Below are 25264 nucleotides of genomic sequence, written 5' to 3'. Positions count from 1 at the left end.
GGCCTCTGCTAAAACATCCCTGCGAGGGGACAATTTGGATGCCAGATCAGGTTGATTGGCGATCGGTCGAGCGCGAGGCCACACCAGGCCGTGCGGTTGGTCGACTGTTGCGCGACCAGCGTGAGGCGAAAGGCCTCGGCGTTGCCGACGTCGAGCGCCGACTGCGCATTCGTCATCAGCACATCGAGGCGATCGAGCAAGGCCGGTTCGACCTGCTCCCCGGCGCGGCCTACATTCCGGCCTTCCTTCGCGCATATGCCGCGCATCTCGACCTCGATCCCGAGAAGGTTCTGACGGCCTACCATCTGTCCGGCGCCGTGCCGATCAAGCGGCCGGTCGCCTTGCCGGCGGATTTCCCGATCGTCGAACGACGGGCGCCCGTCGGATTGGCCGTTCTCACCGTCCTGTTGGTCGTCGCCGCGGGTTACGCGGTGTGGCACTACCTGCCGAGGCAACAGACCGTGGTCGCCGAGAAGGTGCCACCGGTTCCCGATCGCTTGCTGGCATCGCAGCCCGCTCCTGCACCTACCGAGCAAACTTCGATCGTCGTGCCCGACGCGAAGTCGGAGGTGAAGGGAGTGCGGCAACCGCAGTCGGTGTCGCCGGCGTATACTTGGCCCGGGACCTCGCCTGTGCGCGGTTCGCAGGAGGAGTCGAGTGCCGTTGCATCGCCGCAGGCGCCGCCGCATCCTCCCACGCCTGCTCCTGCTCCGGTCGTGCCGCCGATCGTCGTCGCGGTTCCCGCTTCACCGCCGCCCGTCGTCATGACCGCGCCCGGTATCGGGCAAGCCCAAGCCGCGCAGCCGGCGCCAGAACCTCAGCAGGCGCGTGCCGTGCCGGCGCCGGAGACCCAGCCTACTCCCGCGGAACCGACGCCTCCTGCCGTGAGCCTGCCGACACGCAGCGATACGCCGGTGCTGGTGCGCACGAATAGCTGGGTCGAGCTGAGGGCGCCCAACGGCGACATTCTCGCCATGACCTATGTCCGGGCGGGCGAAAGTTACGTCGTGCCGGCGGGAATCGCCTACCGCGTCATCGACGCCCGCTAGTTCCCCCGCATCAATAGGCTTAGATTAGGGGCATGAGCATCAGGCCCTATCGCGACATCGTGCGCCGCAAGTCGCGGAAGGTCATGGTTGGCCAGGTTCCCGTGGGCGGCGATGCACCCATCACGGTCCAGACCATGACCAATACGCCGACGGCCGACGCCGCGTCCACCATCGCCCAGATTCGGCGATGCGAGGAGGTGGGCGTCGACATCATCCGCGTCTCTTGCCCGGACGAGGAAGCGACCGCCGCGCTGCCGGCGATCGTCAAGGCGAGCCGGGTGCCGATCGTCGCCGACATCCACTTCCACTATCGCCGGGCCATCGAGGCGGCCAAGGCGGGGGTGGCCTGCCTGCGCATCAACCCCGGCAACATCGGCAGCGCCGATCGCGTGCGCGAGGTGGTGAAGGCTGCGCGCGACCATGGCTGCTCCATGCGCATCGGCGTGAATGCGGGGTCGCTCGAGAAGGATCTGCTGGAGAAGTACGGCGAGCCGTGCCCGGAGGCGATGGTCGAGAGCGCGCTCGACCATGCACGCATCCTGCAGGATCACGATTTCCACGAGTTCAAGATCAGCGTGAAGGCGTCCGACGTGTTCCTCGCGGTCGCGGCCTACCAGCAGCTGGCGGATGCCTGCGACTATCCGCTGCATATCGGGGTGACCGAGGCCGGCGCGTTGCGGACGGGGACGGTGAAGTCGTCGATCGGGCTGGGGTCTCTGCTGTGGGCCGGCATCGGCGATACGATCCGCGTCTCGCTGTCGGCCGAACCGGAAGAAGAGGTCCGTGTCGGCTTCGAGCTCCTGAAGGCGCTCAACCTCCGGTACCGCGGCGTCAACATCGTCTCCTGCCCATCCTGCGCGCGGCAGCAATACGACGTCATCCGCACCGTCGAGGCACTCGAGAAGCGCGTTGCCCACATCACCACGCCCATGACGGTGTCGGTGATCGGCTGCGTGGTCAACGGACCGGGCGAAGCGCGCGAAACCGACATCGGCTTCACCGGCGGCGGCAACGGCACGCACCAGGTCTATGTCGCCGGCGTGCCGCATCATAGGCTCAAGGACGCCGACATCGTCGAGCACCTCGCGGGATTGATCGAGAAGAAGGCTGCCGAGATCGAGTCGGCGAAAGCCGCGGAAGCAGATCGACATCGGGTCGCCGCGGAGTAGCGGCCCGATCACCATCCTTCCGACAACGATCTCATAAGGCAAATTCCCGTGAGCAAGCTTCAACCCGTGCGTGGCACGCACGACATCCTCCCCGACGAATTCCGGCGCTTCGCGCACGTCGTCGACACGGCGCGCGACGTGGCGCGGCTTTACGGCTACCGCGAGATGGCGACGCCGATCTTCGAGTTCACCGAGCTTTTCGCGCGCGGCATCGGCGAGACGACCGACGTGGTCTCCAAGGAGATGTACACGTTCCAGGATCGCGGGAACGAATCGCTCACGCTGCGCCCCGAGTACACCGCCGGCATCTGCCGCGCCTTCGTCTCCAACGGCGAGCTGGCCCAGCAGCTGCCGCTCAAGGTCTTTGCGGCGGGGCCGATGTTCCGCTACGAGCGCCCGCAGAAGGGCCGGCAACGGCAGTTCCACCAGATCGACATCGAGGTACTGGGCGCACCCGAACCGGGATGCGACGTCGAGGTGATCTCGGTCGCTGCCGACATCCTCGAGCGACTCGACATCCTCGGGCGCTGCGTGCTCAAGGTCAATTCGCTCGGCGACCCCGAAAGCCGAGCCACCTACCGCAAGGTGCTGGTCGACTACTACTCGGCGCACACGGCGAAGCTCTCGCAGGACTCGCGTGACCGGCTGCAGCGCAATCCGCTGCGCATCCTCGACAGCAAGGACGAGGGCGACAAGGCGATCAACGCCGGCGCGCCGTCCCTTGCCGATCACCTCAACCAGACCAGCCGCGACTTCTTCAGGCACGTGCAGGACGGGCTCGCCGCCGCGGGCATCTCCTTCGAGGTCGACCCCGGCCTCGTCCGCGGCCTCGACTACTACACGCACACCGCCTTCGAGTTCGTGACCACGCATCTCGGCGCCCAGGGCACGGTCATCGGCGGTGGTCGCTACGATGGCCTGATCGCGGGGATCGGCGGGCCGCCGACCGCCGGCATCGGTTGGGCAGGCGGCATTGAGCGGCTCGTGATGCTGTGCAACGAGCCGAAGGCGTTGCCGCGCCCGGTGGTCATGGCGCCGCTTGGTGGGGCGGCCGAGGCCAGGGCGCTCGCGATCGCGCGCGCTCTGAGGCGCGCCGGCATTGCGGTCGAGCAGGACTATCGCGGCAACATGAAGCGGCGCATGCAGCGGGCCAACAAGATCAACGCGCGGGCCGCGCTGATCATCGGCGACCACGAACTCGCCGGGGGCGTGGCGCAGCTCAAGGATCTCGACAGCGGGGAACAGCGGGAAGTTGCTTTCGACGCGCTTGTCGAGGCGTTGAAGGGTTGACCCGTGTCACTTCTGCAAAAGCTCGATCAGGTCGTTGCCCGGCATGCCGAACTTCAGGCCGCGCTGTCGGGTGGTGCACTCGATTCGCAGAAGTTCGTCTCTGCCTCCAAGGAGTATGCCGAACTCGGTCCACTGGTCGACGCGGTGAACGCCTGGCGCAAGGCCGAGCAGGACCTCAAGGACACGGAGGCCCTCGCTGCCGATCCCGAGATGAAGGCGATCGCGGAAGAGGAGGCGGCCGAGTTGAGGAAGCGGCTTCCCGAGCTCGAGCGGACCGTTAAGCTCATGCTCCTGCCCAAGGACGCGGCGGACGAGAGGAACGCCATCCTCGAAATCCGCGCCGGCACGGGAGGCGAGGAGGCCGCACTGTTCGCCGCCGACCTGTTCCGCATGTATCAGCGCTATGCCGCCGAGCATCGGTGGAAGTTCGAAGTCATGGAGCTCTCCGATACCGGCATCGGTGGCTACAAGGAAGCGATCGCCACCATCTCCGGCCGCGGCGTGTTCGCTCGGCTCAAGTTCGAATCGGGTGTGCATCGCGTGCAGCGCGTGCCGGCGACTGAAGCGTCGGGCCGCATCCACACCTCAGCGGCGACCGTGGCCGTGCTGCCGGAGGCCGAGGACGTCGACATCAAGGTCGACGAGAAGGACCTGCGCATTGACGTCTTTCGCGCCTCCGGGCCGGGCGGGCAGTCGGTCAACACCACTGATTCGGCGGTGCGCATCACCCACATTCCCACTGGCGTCGTCGTCAGCCAGCAGGACGAGAAGAGTCAGCACAAGAACCGGGCCAAAGCGATGAAGATCCTGCGCGCCCGCCTCTACGACGCCGAGCGCCAGCGCCTCGATGCCGAGCGCGCGGCGACCCGCAGGGGCCAGGTTGGCAGCGGCGATCGCAGCGAACGCATCCGCACCTACAATTTCCCCCAGAGCCGGGTGACCGACCATCGCATCAACCTCACGCTCTACAATCTCGCCGAGGTGATGGAGGGGCGCGCGCTCGACCAGATCGTCGATGCGCTGATCGCCGATGACGAGGCATCGCGCCTGGCGGAGATCGCGGCCTGAGCACGTCCTTCGACGCGCTGTTGCGCGATGCGGCCGTCGCGCTGACGGCGGCGGGCATCGACAACGTTCGTCTGGAAGCGCGGCTGCTGGTGTCGAAGGCGGCGGGGCTGACGATCGAACAGCTGATTTCGAGAGGGCACGAGCCGGCGCCGGCGCAGGTTGTCGCCGATCTGCGTGCGCTCACCGCACGGCGCGTCCAGCGCGAACCGCTGGCCTACATCTTGGGTGAGCGCGAATTCTGGGGCCTGACATTCAAGGTGTCGCCAGCGGTGCTGGTGCCGCGGCCCGAGAGCGAGACGCTGGTTGAGGCGGCGCTCGCCCTGCTGCCCGAGCGACATCGACCGCTGCGGATCCTCGATCTGGGGGTCGGATCGGGCTGCCTGCTGCTGACGTTGCTTCGCGAGTTTCCGCAGTCGACCGGCGTCGGTGTCGACGCCTCGCCCGAGGCGCTCGCGGTTGCGCGCGCCAATGCGTCGAACCTAGGGGTCGCCGACAGGGTGCGGCTGGTGCAGGCCGACTGGCGGGAGCGCGGCTGGCACGGCGCACTCGGGGGGCCCGTCGACCTGCTCGTGTCCAACCCGCCTTACATAGAGAGCGCGGCCATCGCGAGACTGATGCCCGAGGTGGCGTGCTTCGAGCCTCGGCTGGCCGTCGACGGCGGCGCCGACGGCCTAGGCGCCTATCGCTCGATCGCCGGGGTGGCCCCCCGATTGGTCACAGCTGGAGGGCTGGCCCTGCTCGAGGCAGGACAGGGGCAAGCCGTTGTAATTCAAAGTCTTTTGTCGGCCGCCGGATTCCACGCGTTGCCTTCCCGGAAGGACCTCTCGGGGATCGATCGAATCGTCGTTGCCAAGCATTAAGGGGTTGGCAATGAAGGGGATTGCGACTACGTTCCGCTTGCCCCTTGGAGGGCACGGCCCGGTTCTGCGGGCAACCATCCCTCCGTTTTTGAGCCGCGACGGCGCCCGGGAAGGGCAGGGGGAGCCAAGAATCTACACCCGTCCGGCGTGTAACTGGCCTTAGGTTAATGAGACCAAACAATCGTCAGCGGTCGCGCGGCGGCCGCGGTGGTGGCGGCGGCGGTGGCGGCCACGGGCATCACAAGCAGCATCACACTCACAATCCCAATCGTCCGCCGAATCGAAATCAGATTTTCGACAGCAGCGGTCCGGATGTGCGTGTGCGCGGCAATGCCCATCAGGTGTTCGACAAATACCAGGCGCTTGCACGGGAAGCGGCGGCGTCGGGCGATCGGATCCAGGCGGAGGCCTATTGGCAGTACGCCGATCACTACTATCGCGTCATCCAGACCATGGGCGGCTTCAGCCAGCGCAATAACCAGGGTTGGGGCGAAGGCGGCGGCGAGGAAGGCCAGCAGGCGCAGCAGCCGGGGCAGCCCAACCAGGGTCAAGCCGGCGCCAACGGTCATGGCCAAGGCGATCGCCCGACTGGCCAGCCAGAGGGCAATGGCGACAGCGAGCCCGGTCTGGGCGGCGTCGCTTTCCTGCAGAATGGACGCGGCTCCTCGGCCAATCCGGATCCCGCGGTCGACGACCAACCCGAAGTCCCGGAGTTTACCCCGACGGCCGGCCGGCGCGGCACCTAGAGTTCGATCGACGTCGGCGCGAAGAAAGCAGGCCGACGATATGTGATGAGGCGATCGCCTTGTCGCACGATTCCTTTGCTCTTGGGGCGGGGCATCAATCCCTCGCAGTCCTCGCGCGTCTCCGGCGCGCATCGATCGCATCGGCGGCAGAAGCGTGGTCGTCTTGTCGGATGGCTCGATCTGATCGAGGCCGCCGGACGTGAAACGCCCCCGTCTTTGATCTGGATCGTGTCCGGACGAAAGCTGCCCTGGCATAGTTGAAGTGAAAAGCCTCAACACCCTTCCGGTCTTGCACGCCGCGTCTTCCATCCCATATCGGACGCAGGATGCCCGGATAGGGGTCCGCTCTTTCGCCTGCCGCTTGCCGGGGGCGCGATGGAAAGGGTCGAGTGATGAATCAAGAGAAGTACACGGAGCGCATGCGGGGCTTCCTGCAAAGCGCCCAGATGCTGGCGTTGCGAGAAGGCCACCAGCGACTTGTTCCCGATCACGTTCTGAAGGTGCTGCTGGACGACCCGGAGGGACTGGCGGCCAACCTCATCGCCACCGCCGGCGGCGATTCGCGCGCTGTGCACCGTGCTATCGAAGCCACGCTCGCCAAGCAACCCAAGATCGAGGGCCAGGGCGCCGGTCAGATCTACATGGCGCCGGAGACCGCCCGCCTGTTCGACCAGGCCGAGGCAGTCGCCGAGAAGGCGGGCGATTCGTTCGTGACCGTGGAACGCATGCTGATGGCGCTCGCGCTCGCCAAGGGCACCGAGGCCGCCGACGCGCTCGCCAAGGGTGGCGTCAAGCCCCAGGCGCTCGAGAAGGCGATCCAGGAATTGCGCAAGGGCCGCAAGGCCGACACCGCGTCGGCTGAGAGCGGCTACGACGCGCTGAAGAAGTACGCGCGCGATCTGACGCAGTCGGCGCGCGACGGCAAGCTCGATCCCGTGATCGGCCGCGACGAGGAAATCCGGCGCGCCATCCAGGTGCTGAGCCGCCGCACCAAGAACAACCCCGTGCTGATCGGCGAGCCCGGCGTCGGCAAGACGGCGATCGCCGAGGGCTTGGCGCTGCGCATCGTAAACGACGACGTGCCCGAGTCGCTCAAGGGCAAGAAGCTCATGGCACTCGATCTCGGAGCAATGGTCGCCGGCGCCAAGTATCGCGGCGAATTCGAGGAACGGCTGAAGGCCGTGCTGTCGGAGATTGCCGCCGCGGAAGGCGACATTGTCGTCTTTATCGACGAGCTCCATACGCTGATCGGTGCCGGCAAGGCCGATGGCGCCATGGATGCCTCCAACATGCTGAAGCCCGCGCTAGCGCGCGGCGAGCTGCATTGCGTCGGCGCCACTACACTTGACGAGTACCGCAAGCACATCGAGAAAGACGCCGCCCTGGCGCGCCGCTTCCAGCCGGTGTTCGTCGCCGAGCCGACGGTCGAGGACACGATCTCGATCTTGCGCGGACTCAAGGAGAAGTACGAGCTGCACCATGGCGTGCGCATCGCCGACGGCGCGATCGTCGCCGCCGCCACGCTGTCGAACCGCTACATCACCGACCGGTTCCTTCCGGACAAGGCGATAGACCTGATGGACGAGGCGGCGAGCCGCATCCGCATGCAGGTCGACAGCAAGCCCGAGGAGCTCGACGAGTTCGACCGGCGCATCATCATGCTCAAGATCGAGCGCGAGGCGCTGAAGAAGGAGACCGACCAGGCCTCGCGCGACCGGCTCGAGCGCCTCGAGAAGGAGCTCTCCGATCTCGAGCAGAAGTCGGCCGCGCTCACCGCGCAGTGGAAGTCGGCCAAGGACAAGCTGTCCGATGCTCAGAAGCTGAAGGAGCAGCTCGACAAGGCGCGCTCCGAACTCGACGTCGCCCAGCGCAAGGGCGAGTTGGCGCGGGCCGGCGAGCTCGCCTACGGCGTCATCCCCGACCTCGAGAAGAGGCTCAAGGCCGCCGAAGGGCAGGACGTCGCCGGCGGCAAGGGCGTCAAGGAAGAGGTCACGCCCGAGGACATCGCGGCCGTCGTGTCGCGCTGGACCGGCGTGCCGGTCGACAAGATGCTGGAGGGCGAGCGCGCCAAGCTGCTTCGCATGGAAGAGCAGATCGGCAAGCGCGTGATCGGCCAGGACGAGGCCGTGCGCGCCGTCGCCAACGCCGTGCGCCGCGCCCGAGCCGGCCTGCAGGATCCGAACCGGCCGATCGGCTCGTTCCTGTTCCTGGGCCCGACCGGCGTCGGCAAGACCGAGCTCACCAAGGCGATCGCCGAGTTCCTGTTCGACGACGACCAGGCGATGGTGCGCATCGACATGAGCGAGTTCATGGAGAAGCACGCCGTTAGCCGGCTGATCGGCGCGCCTCCGGGCTATGTCGGCTACGACGAGGGTGGCGTGCTCACCGAGGCGGTGCGTCGCCGACCTTACCAGGTGATTCTGTTCGACGAGGTCGAGAAGGCACACCCCGACGTGTTCAACGTCCTGTTGCAGGTTCTGGACGACGGTCGTCTGACCGACGGTCAGGGCCGCACCGTCGACTTCAAGAACACGCTGATCGTGCTTACGTCCAACCTCGGCAGCTCGCATCTCGCCGCGCTGCGCGACGGCGAGCCGGCCGAGTCGGTGCGCGAAGCCGTGATGGAGGAGGTTCGCCGCGCCTTCCGGCCTGAGTTCCTCAACCGGCTCGACGAGGTCCTGCTGTTCAGCCGACTGAGCCGCGCCAACATGACCGACATCGTCGAGATCCAGCTCAACCGGCTGCACAAGCTGCTGGCCGATCGCAAGATCGAGCTGAAGTTCGACGCCAAGGCGCTGCAATGGCTCGCGAACCGCGGCTACGATCCGGTCTACGGCGCCCGTCCGCTCAAGCGCGTGATTCAGCGCAGCCTGCAGAATCCGCTGGCGACGCTGCTGCTCGAAGGCCGCGTCGCCGACGGCGAAACCGTCGAGATCGGCATCGAGAACGGCGAGCTCACGGTCGCCGGCGAGCGCGTGCTGAGCGAGGCCGCCGACTAGCTAGTCGCTGCGGGCGACCTGCGAAGGCGGAGCCTGCTTCGGCTTCGCAGGCGCGGAGTCGGCGACGGCGGGCGCGTTCTTGAGCTGAGCTAGGTATTGGCGCGACAGTTTCTGGAAGGTCGCCAGGTCCTTGCCACCGACGGTGGCGCGCATTGCAAACTTCTGGGTCAGCGGATTGACTTGCTTGCCGCCGCGATGGAACTCGTAGTGCAAGTGCGGACCGGTCGACATTCCCGTCGAGCCGACGAAGCCGATCACCTGGCCTTGGCGCACGGAGATACCGGGCTTGATGCCTGGACCTAGCCGCGACATGTGGGCGTAGGCCGTGGCGACGTCGTTGGTGTGCTGCAGCTTCACGTAGAGGCCGTAGCCGCCGTTGGGACCCGCCGCCACGACCTTGCCTGCGCCTGCCGCGAGGATCGGCGTGCCGGTCGGCGCGGCGAAGTCGACGCCGGCGTGCATTGCACTGAAGCCGAGAATGGGATGCTCGCGCACGCCGAAGCGCGACGTGACCTTGGAGACATCCATCGGCGTGCGCAGGAACGATCGTACCACGCTCTCGCCTTGTGGATTGAAGAAGCCCTCGGCGCCACCTTGCGGCCTGAAGCGGATCACAGTTACGGTGCGCTTCAGCAGGTGCAGCTCGCCGGCCAGCAGGCGGCCGGGATGCGTTACGCGGCCATCGCTGGTCACGAGCTGCTCGAGGAGCACGGAGAACTTCTGGCCCTCCTTGAGTTCGCGCTGGAAGTCGACATCGTAGGCGAGCGCGCGGATGAACTCGACCATTGCCGCCGACGGCGCTCCGGCCCTGACGCCACTTTGCTGCAGGGAGCCCTGGCGGGTCGTCTCGACGCGCACGATGCGCGGGCTCACCTTGTAGACCTTGGCCTCGCCGTCGTAGCCGCCGTCGTTCCGTCGCGTCACGATGTATTCGCGTTCCGGTTGCGGTCGGACCGACATCGACAGCACGCGCAGCACGTCCGGTTGCTCGGCGACATTCTGGATCAGGAGGTTGATCTCCTGGCCGACCGGAAGCCTTCGCTTCTTGAGCAGCTCATTGAGCTTTGCTGCGATGTTCTTGCGATCGGCTTCGACCACTTCGATGTCGGCCAGCAGCTTCTCGACCGTATCCCCGCGCTCGAGCCGCAGCGTGAGGTCGTAGCGGTCGGTCGGCGGCTTGGCCTCGGTCGGCTGTTCCTGGTCGTCGGCTGGCGGGCTCAACTGGAAGCCCTTGAAGGACGAGGCGACGTCGGCGGGCGTGATGGGCGGTGGTGGCTCCGGATCGGCCAGCACGACGTTCGCCGGCGGCGTTGCCGAGACCTCGATCGGCGGAGCCGGTTCGTGGGCGAGGACGAGCACGTCTGCCGCAAGGCCGGCGACGCCGATGGCGAACAGGATCGGCCCGATGAGCGCGGAAGCGTTGCTTCTGCGGCTTTCCGACCGGCCCGACGGAGGAGGGGAGTCCGTCATGACCCTTGACCTATTGCGAGTCCGTTGATGCCGGACCTCGGTTTCGGAGGGCCGCGGTGCACAGTTCTGTCCCCAACGGCCGAGCGCTATATATTGATGCCGGAAACGCCGGGAATGCACAAGAATACAATAGTTTGATGAGCTTCCGGCGAATGCTTAAACCCCCTCAGCACATTTGCAATTTTGCGTTTGACACCCCAAAAGCCCCCCCATATAAGCGCGGCTCCCACGGCGAACGGGGCGTAACCAAAACGTCGCGCGTACTAGCGGCGAAGGGTTCTGTGACCCAAGTGGTTGCCTCGTCTGTCGAAGGGTCCCGACCTCCGGGTCGTGTGTTCTATGCATCGTTTGTTTGGAAAGGGATACGCCGGCGGCGGCGAACGTCAGTGCTTCGGCATGGGCGTTTTCGTCGTCGCTAGTTCGAAGTCCGACTTTCGAGTCGGGCAGTAATCTAGTGACGGGATCTCAAAGTCTCCCCTTCTCTGATGAGGGGGCGGGAGACACGTTAAACTTGAGAGTTTGATCCTGGCTCAGAACGAACGCTGGCGGCAGGCTTAACACATGCAAGTCGAACGCGTGTAGCAATACACGAGTGGCGCACGGGTGAGTAACGCGTGGATATCTGCCTTCTGGTTCGGAATAACCCCGGGAAACTGGGGCTAATACCGAATGGTTCCTACGGGATAAAGATTTATCGCCAGAAGATGAGTCCGCGTCCGATTAGCTAGTTGGTGAGGTAATGGCTCACCAAGGCGACGATCGGTAGCTGGTCTGAGAGGACGATCAGCCACACTGGGACTGAGACACGGCCCAGACTCCTACGGGAGGCAGCAGTGGGGAATATTGGACAATGGGGGCAACCCTGATCCAGCCATGCCGCGTGAGTGATGAAGGCCTTCGGGTTGTAAAGCTCTTTTGGCGGGGACGATGATGACGGTACCCGCAGAATAAGCCCCGGCTAACTTCGTGCCAGCAGCCGCGGTAAGACGAAGGGGGCTAGCGTTGTTCGGAATTACTGGGCGTAAAGCGCGTGTAGGCGGTTGTCCAAGTCGGGTGTGAAAGCCTTGAGCTCAACTCAAGAAATGCACTCGATACTGGATGACTAGAGGACCGGAGAGGATAGTGGAATTCCCAGTGTAGTGGTGAAATACGTAGAGATTGGGAAGAACACCAGTGGCGAAGGCGGCTATCTGGACGGTTTCTGACGCTAAGACGCGAAAGCGTGGGGAGCAAACAGGATTAGATACCCTGGTAGTCCACGCCGTAAACGATGGGTGCTAGACGTTGGCGAGCTTGCTCGTCAGTGTCGCAGCTAACGCGTTAAGCACCCCGCCTGGGGAGTACGGCCGCAAGGTTGAAACTCAAAGGAATTGACGGGGGCCCGCACAAGCGGTGGAGCATGTGGTTCAATTCGACGCAACGCGCAGAACCTTACCAGCCCTTGACATGGGACTCGCCGGGACCAGAGACGGTCCCTTCGGTTCGGCCGGAGTCCGCACAGGTGCTGCATGGCTGTCGTCAGCTCGTGTCGTGAGATGTTGGGTTAAGTCCCGCAACGAGCGCAACCCTCGTCTCCAGTTGCCATCAGGTTATGCTGGGCACTTTGGAGAAACTGCCGGTGACAAGCCGGAGGAAGGTGGGGATGACGTCAAGTCCTCATGGCCCTTACGGGCTGGGCTACACACGTGCTACAATGGCGGTGACAATGGGACGCGATGGCGCGAGCCGGAGCCGATCCTAAAAAGCCGTCTCAGTTCGGATTGCACTCTGCAACTCGAGTGCATGAAGTTGGAATCGCTAGTAATCGAGGATCAGCATGCCTCGGTGAATACGTTCCCGGGCCTTGTACACACCGCCCGTCACGCCATGGGAGTTGGTTCTACCCGAAGACGGTGCGCTAACCGCAAGGAGGCAGCCGGCCACGGTAGGATCAATGACTGGGGCGAAGTCGTAACAAGGTAGCCGTAGGGGAACCTGCGGCTGGATCACCTCCTTTCTAAGGATGATCGGAAGCAATTCCGATCGTACTTACACAAAATCGAAGTCCGGTTTCTCAAGCTGGACCGCCGCCGTCGACGCATCCCTTTCCTGATGATGGTTTCTGGCGAGACAGGGCAACCGCCCTGTCGCTTCGTCTGCCCGGACACGGGCTAGTAGCTCAGTTGGTTAGAGCGCGCGCTTGATAAGCGTGAGGTCGGAGGTTCAAATCCTCCCTGGCCCACCACTTCGCGCGATCGGCTCGACCCTCGGGGAACGGCCGGTTCGCGCCGGCGACGAAGAGGATCTCGCGACCCCAATGCTCTGAAGTGGGCTCGAACGAACGGGGGCATAGCTCAGTTGGGAGAGCGCCTGCTTTGCAAGCAGGAGGTCGTCGGTTCGATCCCGTCTGCCTCCACCATCATCTGCACGGAACACGCGGCGCCGCACGGCGTCGAGTTCGTTCTTTGACATCGTTCATCGGAAGAGGTCTGAAAGTCTAGATCTCCAGAGTCGCGCTCAACGTGGCTTTGGAAGGGTAACAAGGCTGTTTGCGTGTGGGGGTCGTCCCCTGCACGGAACGAGCCGAGTGGCGATCGCAAGATCGTCATTCGCTGACATGTGAAATCAAGCGCAAGAAGGGCGTTTGGCGGATGCCTTGGCACTGAGAGGCGATGAAGGACGTGGCAGGCTGCGATAAGCTTCGGGGAGTTGCCAGCACACTTTGATCCGAAGATTTCCGAATGGGGAAACCCCATCCATCAGGATGATCGTCGACTGAATCCATAGGTCGACGAAGCGAACCCAGGGAACTGAAACATCTCAGTACCTGGAGGAAAGGACATCAACAGAGACTCCGCTAGTAGTGGCGAGCGAACGCGGACCAGGCCAGTGATACGATCGTAAGAACCGGAACACTCTGGAAAGAGTGGCCATAGCGGGTGATAGCCCCGTACGGGTAGAAAGCGGTCGTATCCTCGAGTAGGGCGGGACACGTGCAATCCTGCCTGAACACGGGGGGATCACCCTCCAAGCCTAAGTACTCCTCAGTGACCGATAGTGAACAAGTACCGTGAGGGAAAGGTGAAAAGCACCCCGACAAGGGGAGTGAAAAAGACCTGAAACCGAACGCCTACAAACAGTCGGAGGGCGCAAGCCTGACGGCGTACCTTTTGTATAATGGGTCAGCGACTTACTCTGTGCAGCAAGCTTAAGCCGATAGGTGTAGGCGCAGCGAAAGCGAGTCTGAATAGGGCGACCAGTTGCACGGAGTAGACCCGAAACCGGGTGATCTAGTCATGGGCAGGTTGAAGGCGTGGTAACGCGCGCTGGAGGACCGAACCGGTTACCGTTGCAAAGGTATCGGATGACCTGTGATTAGGGGTGAAAGGCCAACCAAACTCGGAAATAGCTGGTTCTCCGCGAAAACTATTTAGGTAGTGCGTCGTGTGATTGCCATCGGGGGTAGAGCACTGGATGGGCTAGGGGGATCCAAAGTCTTACCAAACCTAACCAAACTCCGAATACCGATGAGTACAGCACGGCAGACAGACGGCGGGTGCTAAGGTCCGTCGTCGAGAGGGAAACAGCCCAGACCGCCAGCTAAGGTCCCCAAGTCATGGCTAAGTGGGAAAGGATGTGGGAAGGCCAAAACAACCAGGAGGTTGGCTTAGAAGCAGCCATCCTTTAAAGAAAGCGTAATAGCTCACTGGTCTAAACAAGCCAGCCTGCGCCGAAGATGTACCGGGGCTCAAGCCATGCACCGAAGCTGCGGACTCGAAAGAGTGGTAGCGGAGCGTTCCGTAAGCCTGTGAAGGGAGACTCGTGAGAGCTCCTGGAGGTATCGGAAGTGAGAATGCTGACATGAGTAGCGATAAGAAGCGTGAGAGACGCTTCCGCCGTAAGTCCAAGGGTTCCTGCGCAAGGTCAATCCGCGCAGGGTTAGCCGGCCCCTAAGGTGAGGGCGACAGCCGTAGCCGATGGGAACCACGTCAATATTCGTGGGCCTGCTGGAAGTGACGGATCCGAAAAGTGGCTCGAGCTCGTTGGCGAATGCTCGGGCGGCCCAAGGGTTCCAGGAAATAACTCCAGCGTATAGACCGTACCCTAAACCGACACAGGTGGACTGGTAGAGTATACCAAGGCGCTTGAGGGAACTGTGTTGAAGGAACTAGGCAATTTACCCCCGTAACTTCGGGATAAGGGGGCCTCTGTCGGTCTCGACAGAGGGGCACAGACCAGGGGGTGGCGACTGTTTAACAAAAACACAGGGCTCTGCTAAGCCGTGAGGCGAAGTATAGGGTCTGACGCCTGCCCGGTGCCGGAAGGTTAAGAGGAGAGGTTCACGCCTTGAATCGAAGCCCCGGTAAACGGCGGCCGTAACTATAACGGTCCTAAGGTAGCGAAATTCCTTGTCGGGTAAGTTCCGACCTGCACGAATGGCGTAACGACTTCCCCGCTGTCTCCAACACAGGCTCGGCGAAATTGAATTCCCCGTGAAGATGCGGGGTACCCGCAGTTAGACGGAAAGACCCCGTGCACCTTTACTACAACTTTGCAGTGGCATTAGAGATTGGATGTGTAGGATAGGCGGGAGCCTTTGAATCCCGGGCGCCAGCTCGGGTGGAGGCAACCTTGAAATACCGCCCTTTTGATCTTTGATGTCTAACCGAGGTCGGTCATCCCGATCCGGGACCCTGCATGGTGGGTAGTTTGACTGGGGCGGTCGCCTCCCAAAGAGTAACGGAGGCGCGCGATGGTGGGCTCAGGCCGGTCGGAAATCGGCTGCTGAGTGCAATGGCACAAGCCCGCCTGACTGCGAGACTGACAAGTCGAGCAGGGACGAAAGTCGGCCATAGTGATCCGGTGGTTCCGCGTGAGTGGGCCATCGCTCAACGGATAAAAGGTACGCCGGGGATAACAGGCTGATACCACCCAAGCGTCCACAGCGACGGTGGTGTTTGGCACCTCGATGTCGACTCATCACATCCTGGGGCTGGAGCAGGTCCCAAGGGTTCGGCTGTTCGCCGATTAAAGTGGTACGTGAGTTGGGTTCAAAACGTCGTGAGACAGTTTGGTCCCTATCTGCTGTGGGTGTTCGAGACTTGAGAGGAGCCGTCCTTAGTACGAGAGGACCGGGATGGACGTACCTCTGGTGTACCGGTTGTGACGCCAGTCGCAGCGCCGGGTAGCTATGTACTGAAGGGATAAACGCTGAAAGCATCTAAGCGTGAAACCCGCCTCAAAACTAGGTCTCGCTGAGAGTCGTGGTAGACCACCACGTTGATAGGCCGCATGTGCAAGTGCAGTGATGCATTCAGCTTAGCGGTACTAATAGCTCGATCGGCTTGATTTCATGCGTTCCGTGCAGCGGTCGACATCCGCCGCACGCCTTGTGCCACGGACTTTCAGATCCTTCTTCGCGCTTCGACGACCTGGTGGCAGTAGCGAGGGGTGAACACCCGATCCCATTCCGAACTCGGCCGTGAAAACCCTCAGCGCCGATGGTACTGTGTCTCAAGACACGGGAGAGTAGGTCGCTGCCAGGTCTTCCAAGCGCGAAGATCCTCTTCCGATCGACGACGACGCACGCGCAGGATTTCGACGCGGGGTGGAGCAGCCCGGTAGCTCGTCAGGCTCATAACCTGAAGGTCGTAGGTTCAAATCCTGCCCCCGCAACCATCTCAACTTGCGAAGCCAAGTTGGACAGAACAGCCGCCCTACCAGGGCGGCTTTTTTGTGTCTGCGACGGTCCTTCTCCCTTCACTGCGATCGTCAGGATGCCGGCCAGATCGCCGATCAACTCGATCTTGAGTTCGCCGTTTTCCGGCGTGAGGACGATCCGTTGCACGAGCGAACGCAGGACTTCGCCGGCTTCCAATCGCTTCTCTTCAGTCTCTTCCCGAAGTGCCGTGTGAAGATGGGTAACCTGTTCGCGGTAGTAGGTAGCCATGCTGGGATGAAGGAGGGTCGGCGGCTCTTCTGCCGTTGCAAGAAGCGTTGTTAGCTCGGCCTTGCGCTCTTCGCGTTCAATAAACTGATCCTTGAGGGTCGCGCCGGGTACGCCATCTGTGATCGCTTGGATCAGTTTCTTGAGTTCCCTGTCGATACGCTCCAATTCTCCTCGAGCGGCCTCAAGCGTAGCCCGCGCCTCGATTCGGGCTCGATTCACCTCTCGTGTATATTCGTCGCAGAATGCCGCGAACAATGCGGGATCCATGAGTCGGTCACGCAATGCCGTGAGCACACGGGCCTCGATCCGATCTCGGCGGATGTTAAGGCGGTTCGAGCACGTGCCCTTGTTGCGCGCGGTCGCGCAGCCAACGAGATCGGCGGAGATCATCGTATAGCCGCCACCGCAGCAGCCGCACTGCGTCAGGCCTGAGAACAGGTATTTGGGCCGCCGCCGATCCCGGAAGTGATTCTCAGCCTCCTGGCCGTCGGTTGTGCGCATCACTTTGACGGCCTGTTGACGCAGCTTCGTTGCCTGCCAGAGCTCGTCGGTGATGATCCGAAGATCTGGCACGTCCTTGATGATCCATTCCTCTTGTGGATTGAGCCGCGACACGCGCTTGCCGGTATCGGGATCCTTCATGAAGCGCTGTCGGTTCCAGACGATCCGGCCGACATACATCTCGTTGTTGAGGATGCCGGTGCCGCGCTTGGGATTGCCGTTTATTGTGCTGAAGCCCCAAGCCCCTCCGCTGGGGGCAGCCACGCCCTCACGATTGAGTTCCAGGGCGATCCGCTTTGCCGACTTTCCGGCGGCGTAGCTGCTAAAAATGCGTCGAACGATCTCGGCTTCGACCTTGTTGATGGTGCGATTACCACGCATCGGTTCGCCGCCCGCGGTCAGCTGTACGACGACGTCATAGCCATAGCTGTTGCCCCCTCCCGACTTGCCGTCTTCGACGCGACCGCGCAGTCCGCGTCGCGTCTTGTCGGCCAGATCTTTGAGGAACAGGGCGTTCATCGTGCCCTTGAGGCCGACATGCAGCTCCGAGATCTCACCCTCGGCAAGGGTCGCAATCTGGACGCCGGAGAACCGAAGGCGCTTGTAGAGGCCGGCGATGTCCTCCTGATCTCGGCTCAGCCGATCCAGTGCCTCGGCCAGCACGAACTGAAATCGCCCGGCCAGCGCATCTCTGATCAGCGCTTGGATGCCCGGTCGGAGAATGAGCGTTGAACCGCTGATCGCCTGGTCGGAGTACTGCTCGACGACCGACCAGCCTTGTTTCTCGGCGTGGCTAAGGCAAACGCGGAACTGATCGGCGATAGACGCGACTCGCTGGTTGTCGGTCGAATAGCGGGCATAGATCGCGACCTTCACCTAATCACCTCCACCGTGATCAAACTGGAGGCGAATCTGCCTCCTCCGCTCGACTTTGCCCCTCCAGCTGCTGCGCATACCAGCGGCGCGCCGCTCGTCTCGCCAGGATGCGGACCAGTTCCACGAGACGCGGATCCGGTCCATCGCCGCAACGCGACGCGAGGGTCAATCCCGTCTCGTGAAACGGAGTAAATTCCTCCGGCTGCCGTCCAGTCGTCTTTCGCATGGTACCATCGCACATGGTCAAGATCATCAGTCGGGACAGCAGACTCGGCATTGCAACCGTTTCGGGCAATTCGAATCGTTGGTGTGCCATTGGCGTCGTTTAGGCTGCCAGGGCGTTCATTGGCGTATGCTGGCGGGCCGGTGAGCGCTCCAGCGTCGCACAATGACTTGCCCGTTTCGGTGTTGCTCACCGTTTTCGTTCTCCACGCCTGTCCAACGATTCCAGGTTCAGCCGGAGACCGGACGAGTCCCGTCTTCCGAGCGATCGATATGCTGCCCCCTCCTAGGCGCGCTCAACGCTGTGAGGAGATCACTTTGAATGCCAGGAGAGTGAGAGGGCTGCGCCGCTTTCCGTGACGGATTTCCAGGCCGAGAGAAAGTCTCCCGGCCGTCCGTCGCGGAGTGTCTATCATGGCAAAAGCCGTTCAGAAGATCACCCTTAGCGCCTCGCGCGACATCCCCTTCAACACGCTGGTGCTCAGCCAGTCGAACGTGCGGCGCCTGAAGGCCGGCGTCTCGATCGAGGACCTCGCCGAGGACATAGCCCGGCGCGGGCTGCTGCAGAGCCTCAACGTTCGGCCGGTCCTCGATACTAAGGGCGCCGAGACCGGCATGTTCGAAATTCCGGCCGGCGGCCGCCGCTACCGCGCTCTCGAGCGGCTGGTAAAGCAGAAGCGTCTGTCGAAGACGGCGCCGATCCCCTGCATCGTGCGCGATCCCGCGGTCGAGAACTCGGCGGAAGAGGATTCGCTGGCCGAGAATGTCCAGCGCGTCGCCCTGCATCCGCTGGACCAGTTGCGCGCCTTCAAGACGCTGCGCGACCAGGGTGCCGGCGAAGAGGAGATCGCCGCCCGCTTCTTCGTTGCCCCGGCCGTGGTGAAGCAGCGGCTGCGCCTGGTATCTGTCTCCGAGAAGCTGCTCGGAATCTATGCCGAGGACGGCATGACCCTGGAGCAGCTGATGGCCTTCACCGTCACCAGCGACCACACCCGGCAGGAGCAGGTCTGGGAGGCATTGCAGCGGTCCTACGACAAGGAGCCCTACTTCATCCGACGCCAAATCACCGAGAGTGCCGTGCGCGCCACGGACCGTCGGGCGCGGTTCGTCGGACTCGATGTTTATGAGGCAGCGGGTGGCACGGTCCTGCGGGACCTGTTCGAAGATGATGGTGGCGGCTGGCTCCAAGACGTGGCGCTGCTCGATCGCCTGGTAACCGAGAAGCTTGCGGCCGAGGCCGAGAAGATCGCCGCCGAAGGCTGGAAGTGGATCGAGGTGGCTGTCGATTTCCGGTACGGCCATGCTAGTCACCTCCGGCGGCTCGACGGCACGGTGGTCGAACTTGCGCCCAACGAACAGGCGACGTTCGACGCGCTGACCGCCGAGCAGGCGAAGCTTGAGAGCGAGTACGCAGGCGCCGACGAGTTGCCGAACGAGGTCGATGCCCGCTTGGGCGAGATCGAGGAAGCTCTGACCGTCTTCGAGACTCGTCCGGTCCGCTACGAGCCGGCCGAGATCACGCGCGCCGGCGTCTTCGTCAGCATCGATGCGGACGGACGCCTTGCCGCTGATCGCGGCTATGTCCGGCCGGAGGACGAGCCGATGCCGGTCGGCAGCGAAGGCCCGACAGAGGGCGAGACCGGCGGATCGGGTGAAACTGCGCCTGCCGCTCCTGCGCAACGCACCGTCATCACTATCGGCGGCGACCAATCGGAGGACGACAGTGACGACGACACCATCAAGCCGCTGCCGGAACGGCTCTTGGGCGAATTGACGGCTCACCGCACGCTCGCGCTGCGGGACGCGGTCGCGAGGAATCCGCAGGCTGCCCTGACGGCACTGCTGCACAAGCTCTGCCTCGACACGTTCCAGCACAGCGCCCCCGGCGCCTGCCTGGAGGCGTCGGTGCGGCACGTGTTCTTTCCCGTCCAGGCCACCAACCTGAAGGACAGCCCGTCCGCTGCGGCGGTGGCCGAGCGCCACGAGGCTTGGCAAGCCGAGCTGCCCAAGGATGACGACGCGCTGTGGGATTGGCTCGCCGCGCTCGACGACAGCCGCCGCGGCGCACTGCTGGCGCATTGCGTCTCGTTCGGGGTGAACGCTCTTTATGAGAAGGGCGACCGTTACGGCGGCCCGGGCGTCTCGGCGCACGGCGTGCAGCAGCGCATCGCCCAGGCCGACCGGCTGGCCCGCGCCGTCGGTCTCGACATGGTGGAAGCCGGCTGGCGGCCGACGATCGACAACTATCTCGGCCGCGTCACCAAGCCCCGCATCCTCAAGGCGGTGCGGGAGGCCAAGGGCGACCAGTCCGCGCAGCTCATCGACCATCTGAAGAAGGGCGAGATGGCGAAGGAGGCTGAGCGGTTGCTCGATGGCACGGGCTGGCTGCCTGAACCGCTGCGGCTCGCCGACAGCGCAGGCGCATCGGACAGTTCGACTACGACCCTCGAGGAACTGCCGGCCTTTCTTGACGATGAGGAAGGGCAGACTCCCGCGGTAGAAGAATCGGACCGACATCCCATCGCTGCTGAATAGCTGGCGACGCGTGGGGCGGCTTCGGCTGCCCCCGCTTCTCGCAATCAATCGACGGATAAGCCCGGCCGCCGTGCCGGGCTTTTCCTATTGAGGGCGTCCTCACATCCGATGCCCGAGAGGGAGAGCACGGCCGGGACGGATTTGAGCCGGTGGGGTCAAGAGAGAGCGCCTTCCGGTTCGGACCGTTCCCGCTCTCCCGAGGTCTCCTTCATGTCGAAGCTTTCCCTTTCGGCCATGCCTGCGCCGCTGAGCTCGCTTGCCTGCACGTCAACCGATTCGTCCGCCGGCATCTTCGCTGCCGCGCATCACCTTCTCCTTGATCTCGAACGCGGCCGTCGCATCGATGCGGCCATCCTGCGCGCGGCCATGGAGCGCGCCTTCGGCGGCTCCGATGCTGCCGGCGCCTGGGACTGGAAGACCGCCTACGACGCCTGCGAGGCGGCGACCGTGCTGTTCATGCGCAAGTTCGGTCCGGTCATCCGGTCGAGGGCTGGATCTGCGGCGGCAGAACTGTCCATGCTGGGCAGGATCGCCGCACTTCTTCCCACCCATACGCGACGCTCCGAGGAGAGTCAGGCGCGGCAGCAATTCTCGACGCCGCTTGCGCTGGGATATGTCGCTGCCAGCGCGGCCTCGATCACCCCGGTCGATCTCGTCCTCGAGCCGTCGGCTGGCACAGGCCTGCTTGCTGTCTTCTCCGAGCTTGCCGGCAGCGGACTGGCCCTGAACGAGCTGGCGGAGGGCCGCGCGGCTCTGCTCGGGCAGCTCTTTCCGAGGAATGCGGTCACGCGGCACGACGCAGCCCATATCCACGATCATCTCGACGATGCCGTGCGGCCGAGCGTCGTGCTGATGAACCCGCCGTTCTCGGCCGCGGCTCACGTCCGGGGGCCGGTTGCCGACGCCGCCCTGCGCCATGTCACTTCCGCGTTGGCCCGCGTCGTCGAGGGTGGCCGCCTGGTTGCAATCACCGGCGCCGGTCTCTCGCCGGACCATCCAACCTGGCGCAATGACTTCATCCAGCTGCAGGAGCGCGGCCGCATTGTGTTCTCGGCTGCAATCGATGGGCGTGTCTATGCCCGTCAGGGCACGACAGTCGAGATCCGCCTCACCGTCATCGATCGCGTACCCGCCGATGATCCGAGATCGTTCCCGACGTCACCGGGCATGGCCTCCGATGTGGCGACGTTGCTCTCCTGGGTGCTGCAGCACGTCCCGCCACGCCTGAAGGTCGACAGCGTCGAAGCCGTGCGGGCAAACACTCGACCTGTCCCGCTTCGTGCCAAGCATGTTCCTCTATCCCGGCCAGCGTCCATCATGCCGGCAGCATTCGAGCCCAATGGCGTCGAGCTGGCCTACGAGACGGTCGACTGGAAGCCCAGCGAGGGCGGTCGTCTCACCGAGGCGCTGTATGAGGGATACGAGGCGCAGTCGATTCGGATTGCCGGTGCGCAGATGCATCCGACACGTCTCGTGCAGTCGGCGGCCATGGCGTCGGTCGCGCCACCCAAGCCGACCTATCGGCCACGTCTGCCGGCCAGCGTCGTCACCGATGGGCTCCTGTCAGACGCGCAGCTCGAGAGCGTCATCTATGCCGGCGAAGCGCACTGCGGCCACCTTGCCGGATCTTGGACAGTGGACGAGACCTTCGACGTCGTGTCGGCGGCGCCCGATGACGCCGAGAACGCCGTCCGCTTTCGGCGCGGCTGGATGCTGGGCGACGGCACCGGTGCCGGCAAGGGCCGCCAAGTCGCCGGCATCATTTTAGACAACTGGCTGCAGGGCCGACGCCGCGCGGTGTGGATCTCGAAGTCCGACAAGCTGATCGAGGACGCGCAGCGCGACTGGTCGGCACTGGGGATGGAGCGCCTGCTGGTCACGCCGCTCGCGCGCTTCCGCCAGGGCACGCCGATCCGCCTGGAGCAGGGCATCCTTTTTGCCACCTACGCCACGCTACGGACCGACGCACGCGAGGAAAGGGTTTCGCGGGTCCAGCAGATCGTCGATTGGCTGGGATCGGACTTCGACGGAGTGATCGTGTTCGACGAAAGCCATGCCATGGCGAATGCCGCCGGCGGCAAGGCCGAACGCGGCGACCAGGCGCCTTCGCAGCAGGGCCGCGCCGGGCTGCGCCTCCAGCATGCGCTGGCCAACGCCCGCGTCGTGTACGTGTCGGCCACGGGCGCCACCACCGTGCAAAACCTCGCCTATGCCCAGCGGCTCGGGCTGTGGGGTGGCGAGGACTTTCCGTTCGCCACCCGCGCTGAGTTCGTGCAGGCCATTGAGGCCGGCGGCGTTGCCGCGATGGAGGTACTGGCCCGCGATCTGAAGGCACTCGGCCTCTATGCGGCGCGGTCCCTCTCCTACGAGGGTGTCGAGTACGAGCTGGTCGAGCATGCGCTTACGCCCGAGCAGGTCCGCATCTACGACGCCTATGCCGGCGCCTTTCAGATCATCCACAACAACCTCGATGCCGCCCTGCAAGCGGCCAACGTCACGGGCGAGCGCGGCACCCTCAATGCGCAGGCAAAGTCCTCGGCACGGTCGGCCTTCGAGTCGGCCAAGCAGCGCTTCTTCTCGCACCTCATTACCTCGATGAAGACGCCGACCCTGATCCGGGCCATCGAGCGCGATCTCGAGGCCGGCCATGCCGCCGTCGTGCAGATCGTGTCGACCGGCGAGGCCCTGATGGAGCGGCGGCTTGCCGACATCCCGACTGAAGAGTGGGGCGACGTCCAGGTCGACATCACGCCGCGCGAGTACGTGCTCGACTACCTGGCGCACAGCTTCCCGACCCAGCTGTTCGAGCCCTTCACCGACGGCGAGGGCAACCTCTCCTCCCGGCCGGTCTATCGCGACGGCCAGCCCGTGCAGTGCCGCGACGCCGTCGATCGCCGCGATCGCTTGATCGAGCGGCTGGCCTCGCTCGCTCCTGTCCAGGGCGCGCTCGATCAGATCGTGCAGCGCTTCGGCACCGACCTGGTCGCGGAGGTGACCGGACGGTCGCGGCGGATCGTCCGCAAGGGCGACCGGCTCTGCGTCGAGAACCGGCCAGGCTCCGCCAACCTCGCGGAGGCGCAGGCCTTCATGGACGACGACAAGCGCATCCTGGTGTTCAGCGATGCCGGCGGCACCGGCCGCTCCTACCATGCCGACCTTGCGGCCCGGAACCAGCGCCTGCGCGTCCACTACCTGCTGGAGGCCGGCTGGAAGGCCGACACTGCCATCCAGGGCCTGGGGCGAAGCAACCGCACCAACCAGGCCCAGCCGCCGCTGTTTCGGCCGATCGCCACCGACGTGAAGGCCGAGAAGCGCTTCCTGTCGACCATCGCCCGCCGGCTCGACACGCTGGGCGCCATCACCAAAGGCCAGCGCCAGACCGGCGGCCAGGGCCTGTTCCGGGCCGATGACAATCTCGAATCGCCGTACGGCCGGGCGGCCCTGCGCCAGCTCTACCTGCTGCTGTTCGCTGGAAAGGTCGATGGCTGTTCGCTTGCGGCTTTCCAGGCGGCCACTGGGCTTCATCTAACCGACCAGGATGGCAGCCTGCGCGAGGAGCTGCCGCCGATCACGACCTTCCTCAACCGGCTGCTGGCGCTCACCATCGAGTTGCAGAACACGCTGTTCGGCGTGTTCGAGGATCTTCTGCGGGCGAAGATCGAGGGGGCGCAGTCCTCCGGGACCTACGATGTCGGCGTCGAGACACTGACCGCCGAGAGCCTGGTCGTCACCGACCGACGCGCGCTTTACGTCCATCCGCAGACTGCCGCTGAGACGCAGGTGTTCACCATCCGCCGGCGCGAGCGCAATCGACCGTTCACCTTGGCCGAGGCGCTGGAGCGTGCCGACGATCCGCGCGCGGTCCTGCTGGTCAACAGCCAGTCGGGCCGCGCCGCCGTGCAGGTCCCGGCGCCCAGCGTCATGCTGGACGACGGCGAGGTCGAGCGACGCGTCCGTCTGCTGCGCCCGATGGAGCGGACGGCCATCTCACTGGCGGCTCTGGACCAGACGCACTGGGAACGGGTCGATCGGGCGGGCTTTGCCCAAGCCTGGGAGCGGGAATTCGCTGAGGTTCCCGCTTTCACCGAGACCGACCTTCACATCGTCACCGGCCTGCTGCTGCCAATCTGGAAGCGCCTGCCGGACGACTCCATGCGGGTCTATCGCCTGCAGACCGACGCGGGAGAGCGCGTCATCGGCCGCCTGGTCTCTCCGGCGTGGGTGGCGCAGGCCGTCAATGTCGAGGCCGTCAGCATCACCCCGGCGGATACCTGGGCTGCCGTGCTCGACGGTCGGACCATCCTCGAGTTGCAGGACGGGCTCAGCCTTCGCCGCGCCAGGGTGATGGGTCTTTATCGAGTGGAGCTCTGCGGCTTCACCGACGGCATGGTCGATCGCCTGAAGGCGATGGGGCTGATCTCCGAGATCATTAGCTGGAAGCTCCGGCTGTTCGTGCCGACGAGTGCCAATGGCCCCGAGATCCTGGCGGCGTTGATGGACCGCTACCCGATCGTGCGCATCGCCGATCGGACCGCGGCGTGAGGAGGCAG

11 protein-coding genes, 3 tRNA genes and 3 rRNA genes are annotated in these 25264 nt (G+C 64.2%); 15 read left to right on the top strand and 2 right to left on the bottom strand.

The genetic code is table 11. The features are described 5' to 3' along the window. The first annotated feature begins 38 nt into the window (after positions 1-38). The 7 genes from KIT25_19155 (at position 39) to clpB (ending at position 9181) form a co-directional block, all read left to right on the top strand. Entirely contained in the window at positions 39-1049 is a 1011-nt protein-coding gene (locus KIT25_19155; GenBank protein UYN94136.1) for a helix-turn-helix domain-containing protein, read from the top strand. Between the two features lie 32 nt (positions 1050-1081). Continuing rightward, the gene (gene ispG / locus KIT25_19150; protein UYN94135.1) at positions 1082-2218 is read left to right on the top strand and encodes a flavodoxin-dependent (E)-4-hydroxy-3-methylbut-2-enyl-diphosphate synthase; all 1137 of its coding nucleotides are present in this window, start codon (positions 1082-1084) and stop codon (positions 2216-2218) included. 48 nt (positions 2219-2266) lie between these two features. Next, a complete protein-coding gene (hisS, locus tag KIT25_19145) occupies positions 2267-3508 on the top strand; it encodes a histidine--tRNA ligase (GenBank protein UYN94134.1) in 1242 nt (413 codons plus the stop codon). 3 nt (positions 3509-3511) lie between these two features. Continuing rightward, positions 3512-4576 carry a peptide chain release factor 1 gene (gene prfA / locus KIT25_19140; GenBank protein UYN94133.1) on the top strand — a complete coding sequence of 355 codons (1065 nt, stop codon included), beginning with the start codon at positions 3512-3514 and terminating at the stop codon, positions 4574-4576. 17 nt (positions 4577-4593) lie between these two features. Further along, entirely contained in the window at positions 4594-5436 is an 843-nt protein-coding gene (prmC, locus tag KIT25_19135; protein UYN97990.1) for a peptide chain release factor N(5)-glutamine methyltransferase, read from the top strand. A 167-nt stretch (positions 5437-5603) separates the two neighbouring features. Next, the gene (locus KIT25_19130; GenBank protein UYN94132.1) at positions 5604-6182 is read left to right on the top strand and encodes a DUF4167 domain-containing protein; all 579 of its coding nucleotides are present in this window, start codon (positions 5604-5606) and stop codon (positions 6180-6182) included. Positions 6183-6574: 392 nt separating this feature from the next. Beyond that, entirely contained in the window at positions 6575-9181 is a 2607-nt protein-coding gene (gene clpB, locus KIT25_19125) for an ATP-dependent chaperone ClpB (protein ID UYN94131.1), read from the top strand. Here clpB and KIT25_19120 read toward each other — a convergent pair whose 3' ends face one another. Next, positions 9182-10651, bottom strand: a complete 1470-nt coding sequence (locus KIT25_19120; protein UYN94130.1) for a peptidoglycan DD-metalloendopeptidase family protein — start codon at positions 10649-10651, stop codon at positions 9182-9184. Between the two features lie 507 nt (positions 10652-11158). Here KIT25_19120 and KIT25_19115 point away from each other — a divergent pair. The 6 genes from KIT25_19115 to KIT25_19090 all read left to right on the top strand — a co-directional run bounded on the left by KIT25_19115 (position 11159) and on the right by KIT25_19090 (position 16309). Beyond that, a 16S ribosomal RNA gene (locus tag KIT25_19115) occupies positions 11159-12647 on the top strand. 151 nt (positions 12648-12798) lie between these two features. Beyond that, a tRNA-Ile gene (locus KIT25_19110) sits at positions 12799-12875 on the top strand. Between the two features lie 98 nt (positions 12876-12973). Beyond that, a tRNA-Ala gene (locus KIT25_19105) sits at positions 12974-13049 on the top strand. Positions 13050-13253: 204 nt separating this feature from the next. Continuing rightward, positions 13254-15983, top strand: a 23S ribosomal RNA gene (locus tag KIT25_19100). A gap of 78 nt (positions 15984-16061) precedes the next feature. Next, positions 16062-16176: ribosomal RNA gene (rrf, locus tag KIT25_19095) — 5S ribosomal RNA — on the top strand. The 16S, 23S and 5S rRNA genes sit together here with 3 tRNA genes alongside, the layout of an rRNA operon. A gap of 56 nt (positions 16177-16232) precedes the next feature. Continuing rightward, positions 16233-16309: transfer RNA gene (locus tag KIT25_19090), tRNA-Met, on the top strand. Here the strand turns inward: KIT25_19090 and KIT25_19085 are convergent. Next, positions 16266-17957 carry a recombinase family protein gene (locus KIT25_19085; protein UYN97989.1) on the bottom strand — a complete coding sequence of 564 codons (1692 nt, stop codon included), beginning with the start codon at positions 17955-17957 and terminating at the stop codon, positions 16266-16268. The genes KIT25_19090 and KIT25_19085 overlap by 44 nt on opposite strands. Positions 17958-18593: 636 nt before the next feature. Between KIT25_19085 and KIT25_19080 the strand changes: the two genes are divergently transcribed. Both KIT25_19080 and KIT25_19075 read left to right on the top strand, forming a co-directional pair. Further along, positions 18594-20714 (top strand): ParB/RepB/Spo0J family partition protein, encoded by a 2121-nt coding sequence (locus tag KIT25_19080; GenBank protein UYN94129.1) that lies wholly within the window; start codon positions 18594-18596, stop codon positions 20712-20714. A gap of 210 nt (positions 20715-20924) precedes the next feature. Beyond that, positions 20925-25256 carry a strawberry notch family protein gene (locus KIT25_19075; protein ID UYN94128.1) on the top strand — a complete coding sequence of 1444 codons (4332 nt, stop codon included), beginning with the start codon at positions 20925-20927 and terminating at the stop codon, positions 25254-25256. Positions 25257-25264 lie beyond the last annotated feature (8 nt).

This window comes from Enhydrobacter sp., from assembly GCA_025808875.1.
In the GTDB taxonomy this organism is placed as follows: Bacteria; Pseudomonadota; Alphaproteobacteria; order Reyranellales; family Reyranellaceae; genus Reyranella.
This window is presented reverse-complemented; position numbering and strand designations above follow the sequence as displayed.

What these genes read in the sequence shown, in the direction of transcription:
- KIT25_19120 (UYN94130.1), bottom strand. Translation starts at nt 10,651, where the DNA reads ATGACGGACTCCCCTCCTCCGTCGGGCCGGTCGGAAAGCCGCAGAAGC.
- KIT25_19080 (UYN94129.1), top strand. Translation starts at nt 18,594, where the DNA reads ATGGCAAAAGCCGTTCAGAAGATCACCCTTAGCGCCTCGCGCGACATC.
- KIT25_19075 (UYN94128.1), top strand. Translation starts at nt 20,925, where the DNA reads ATGTCGAAGCTTTCCCTTTCGGCCATGCCTGCGCCGCTGAGCTCGCTT.
- KIT25_19130 (UYN94132.1), top strand. Translation starts at nt 5,604, where the DNA reads ATGAGACCAAACAATCGTCAGCGGTCGCGCGGCGGCCGCGGTGGTGGC.
- clpB (UYN94131.1), top strand. Translation starts at nt 6,575, where the DNA reads ATGAATCAAGAGAAGTACACGGAGCGCATGCGGGGCTTCCTGCAAAGC.
- KIT25_19155 (UYN94136.1), top strand. Translation starts at nt 39, where the DNA reads ATGCCAGATCAGGTTGATTGGCGATCGGTCGAGCGCGAGGCCACACCA.
- ispG (UYN94135.1), top strand. Translation starts at nt 1,082, where the DNA reads ATGAGCATCAGGCCCTATCGCGACATCGTGCGCCGCAAGTCGCGGAAG.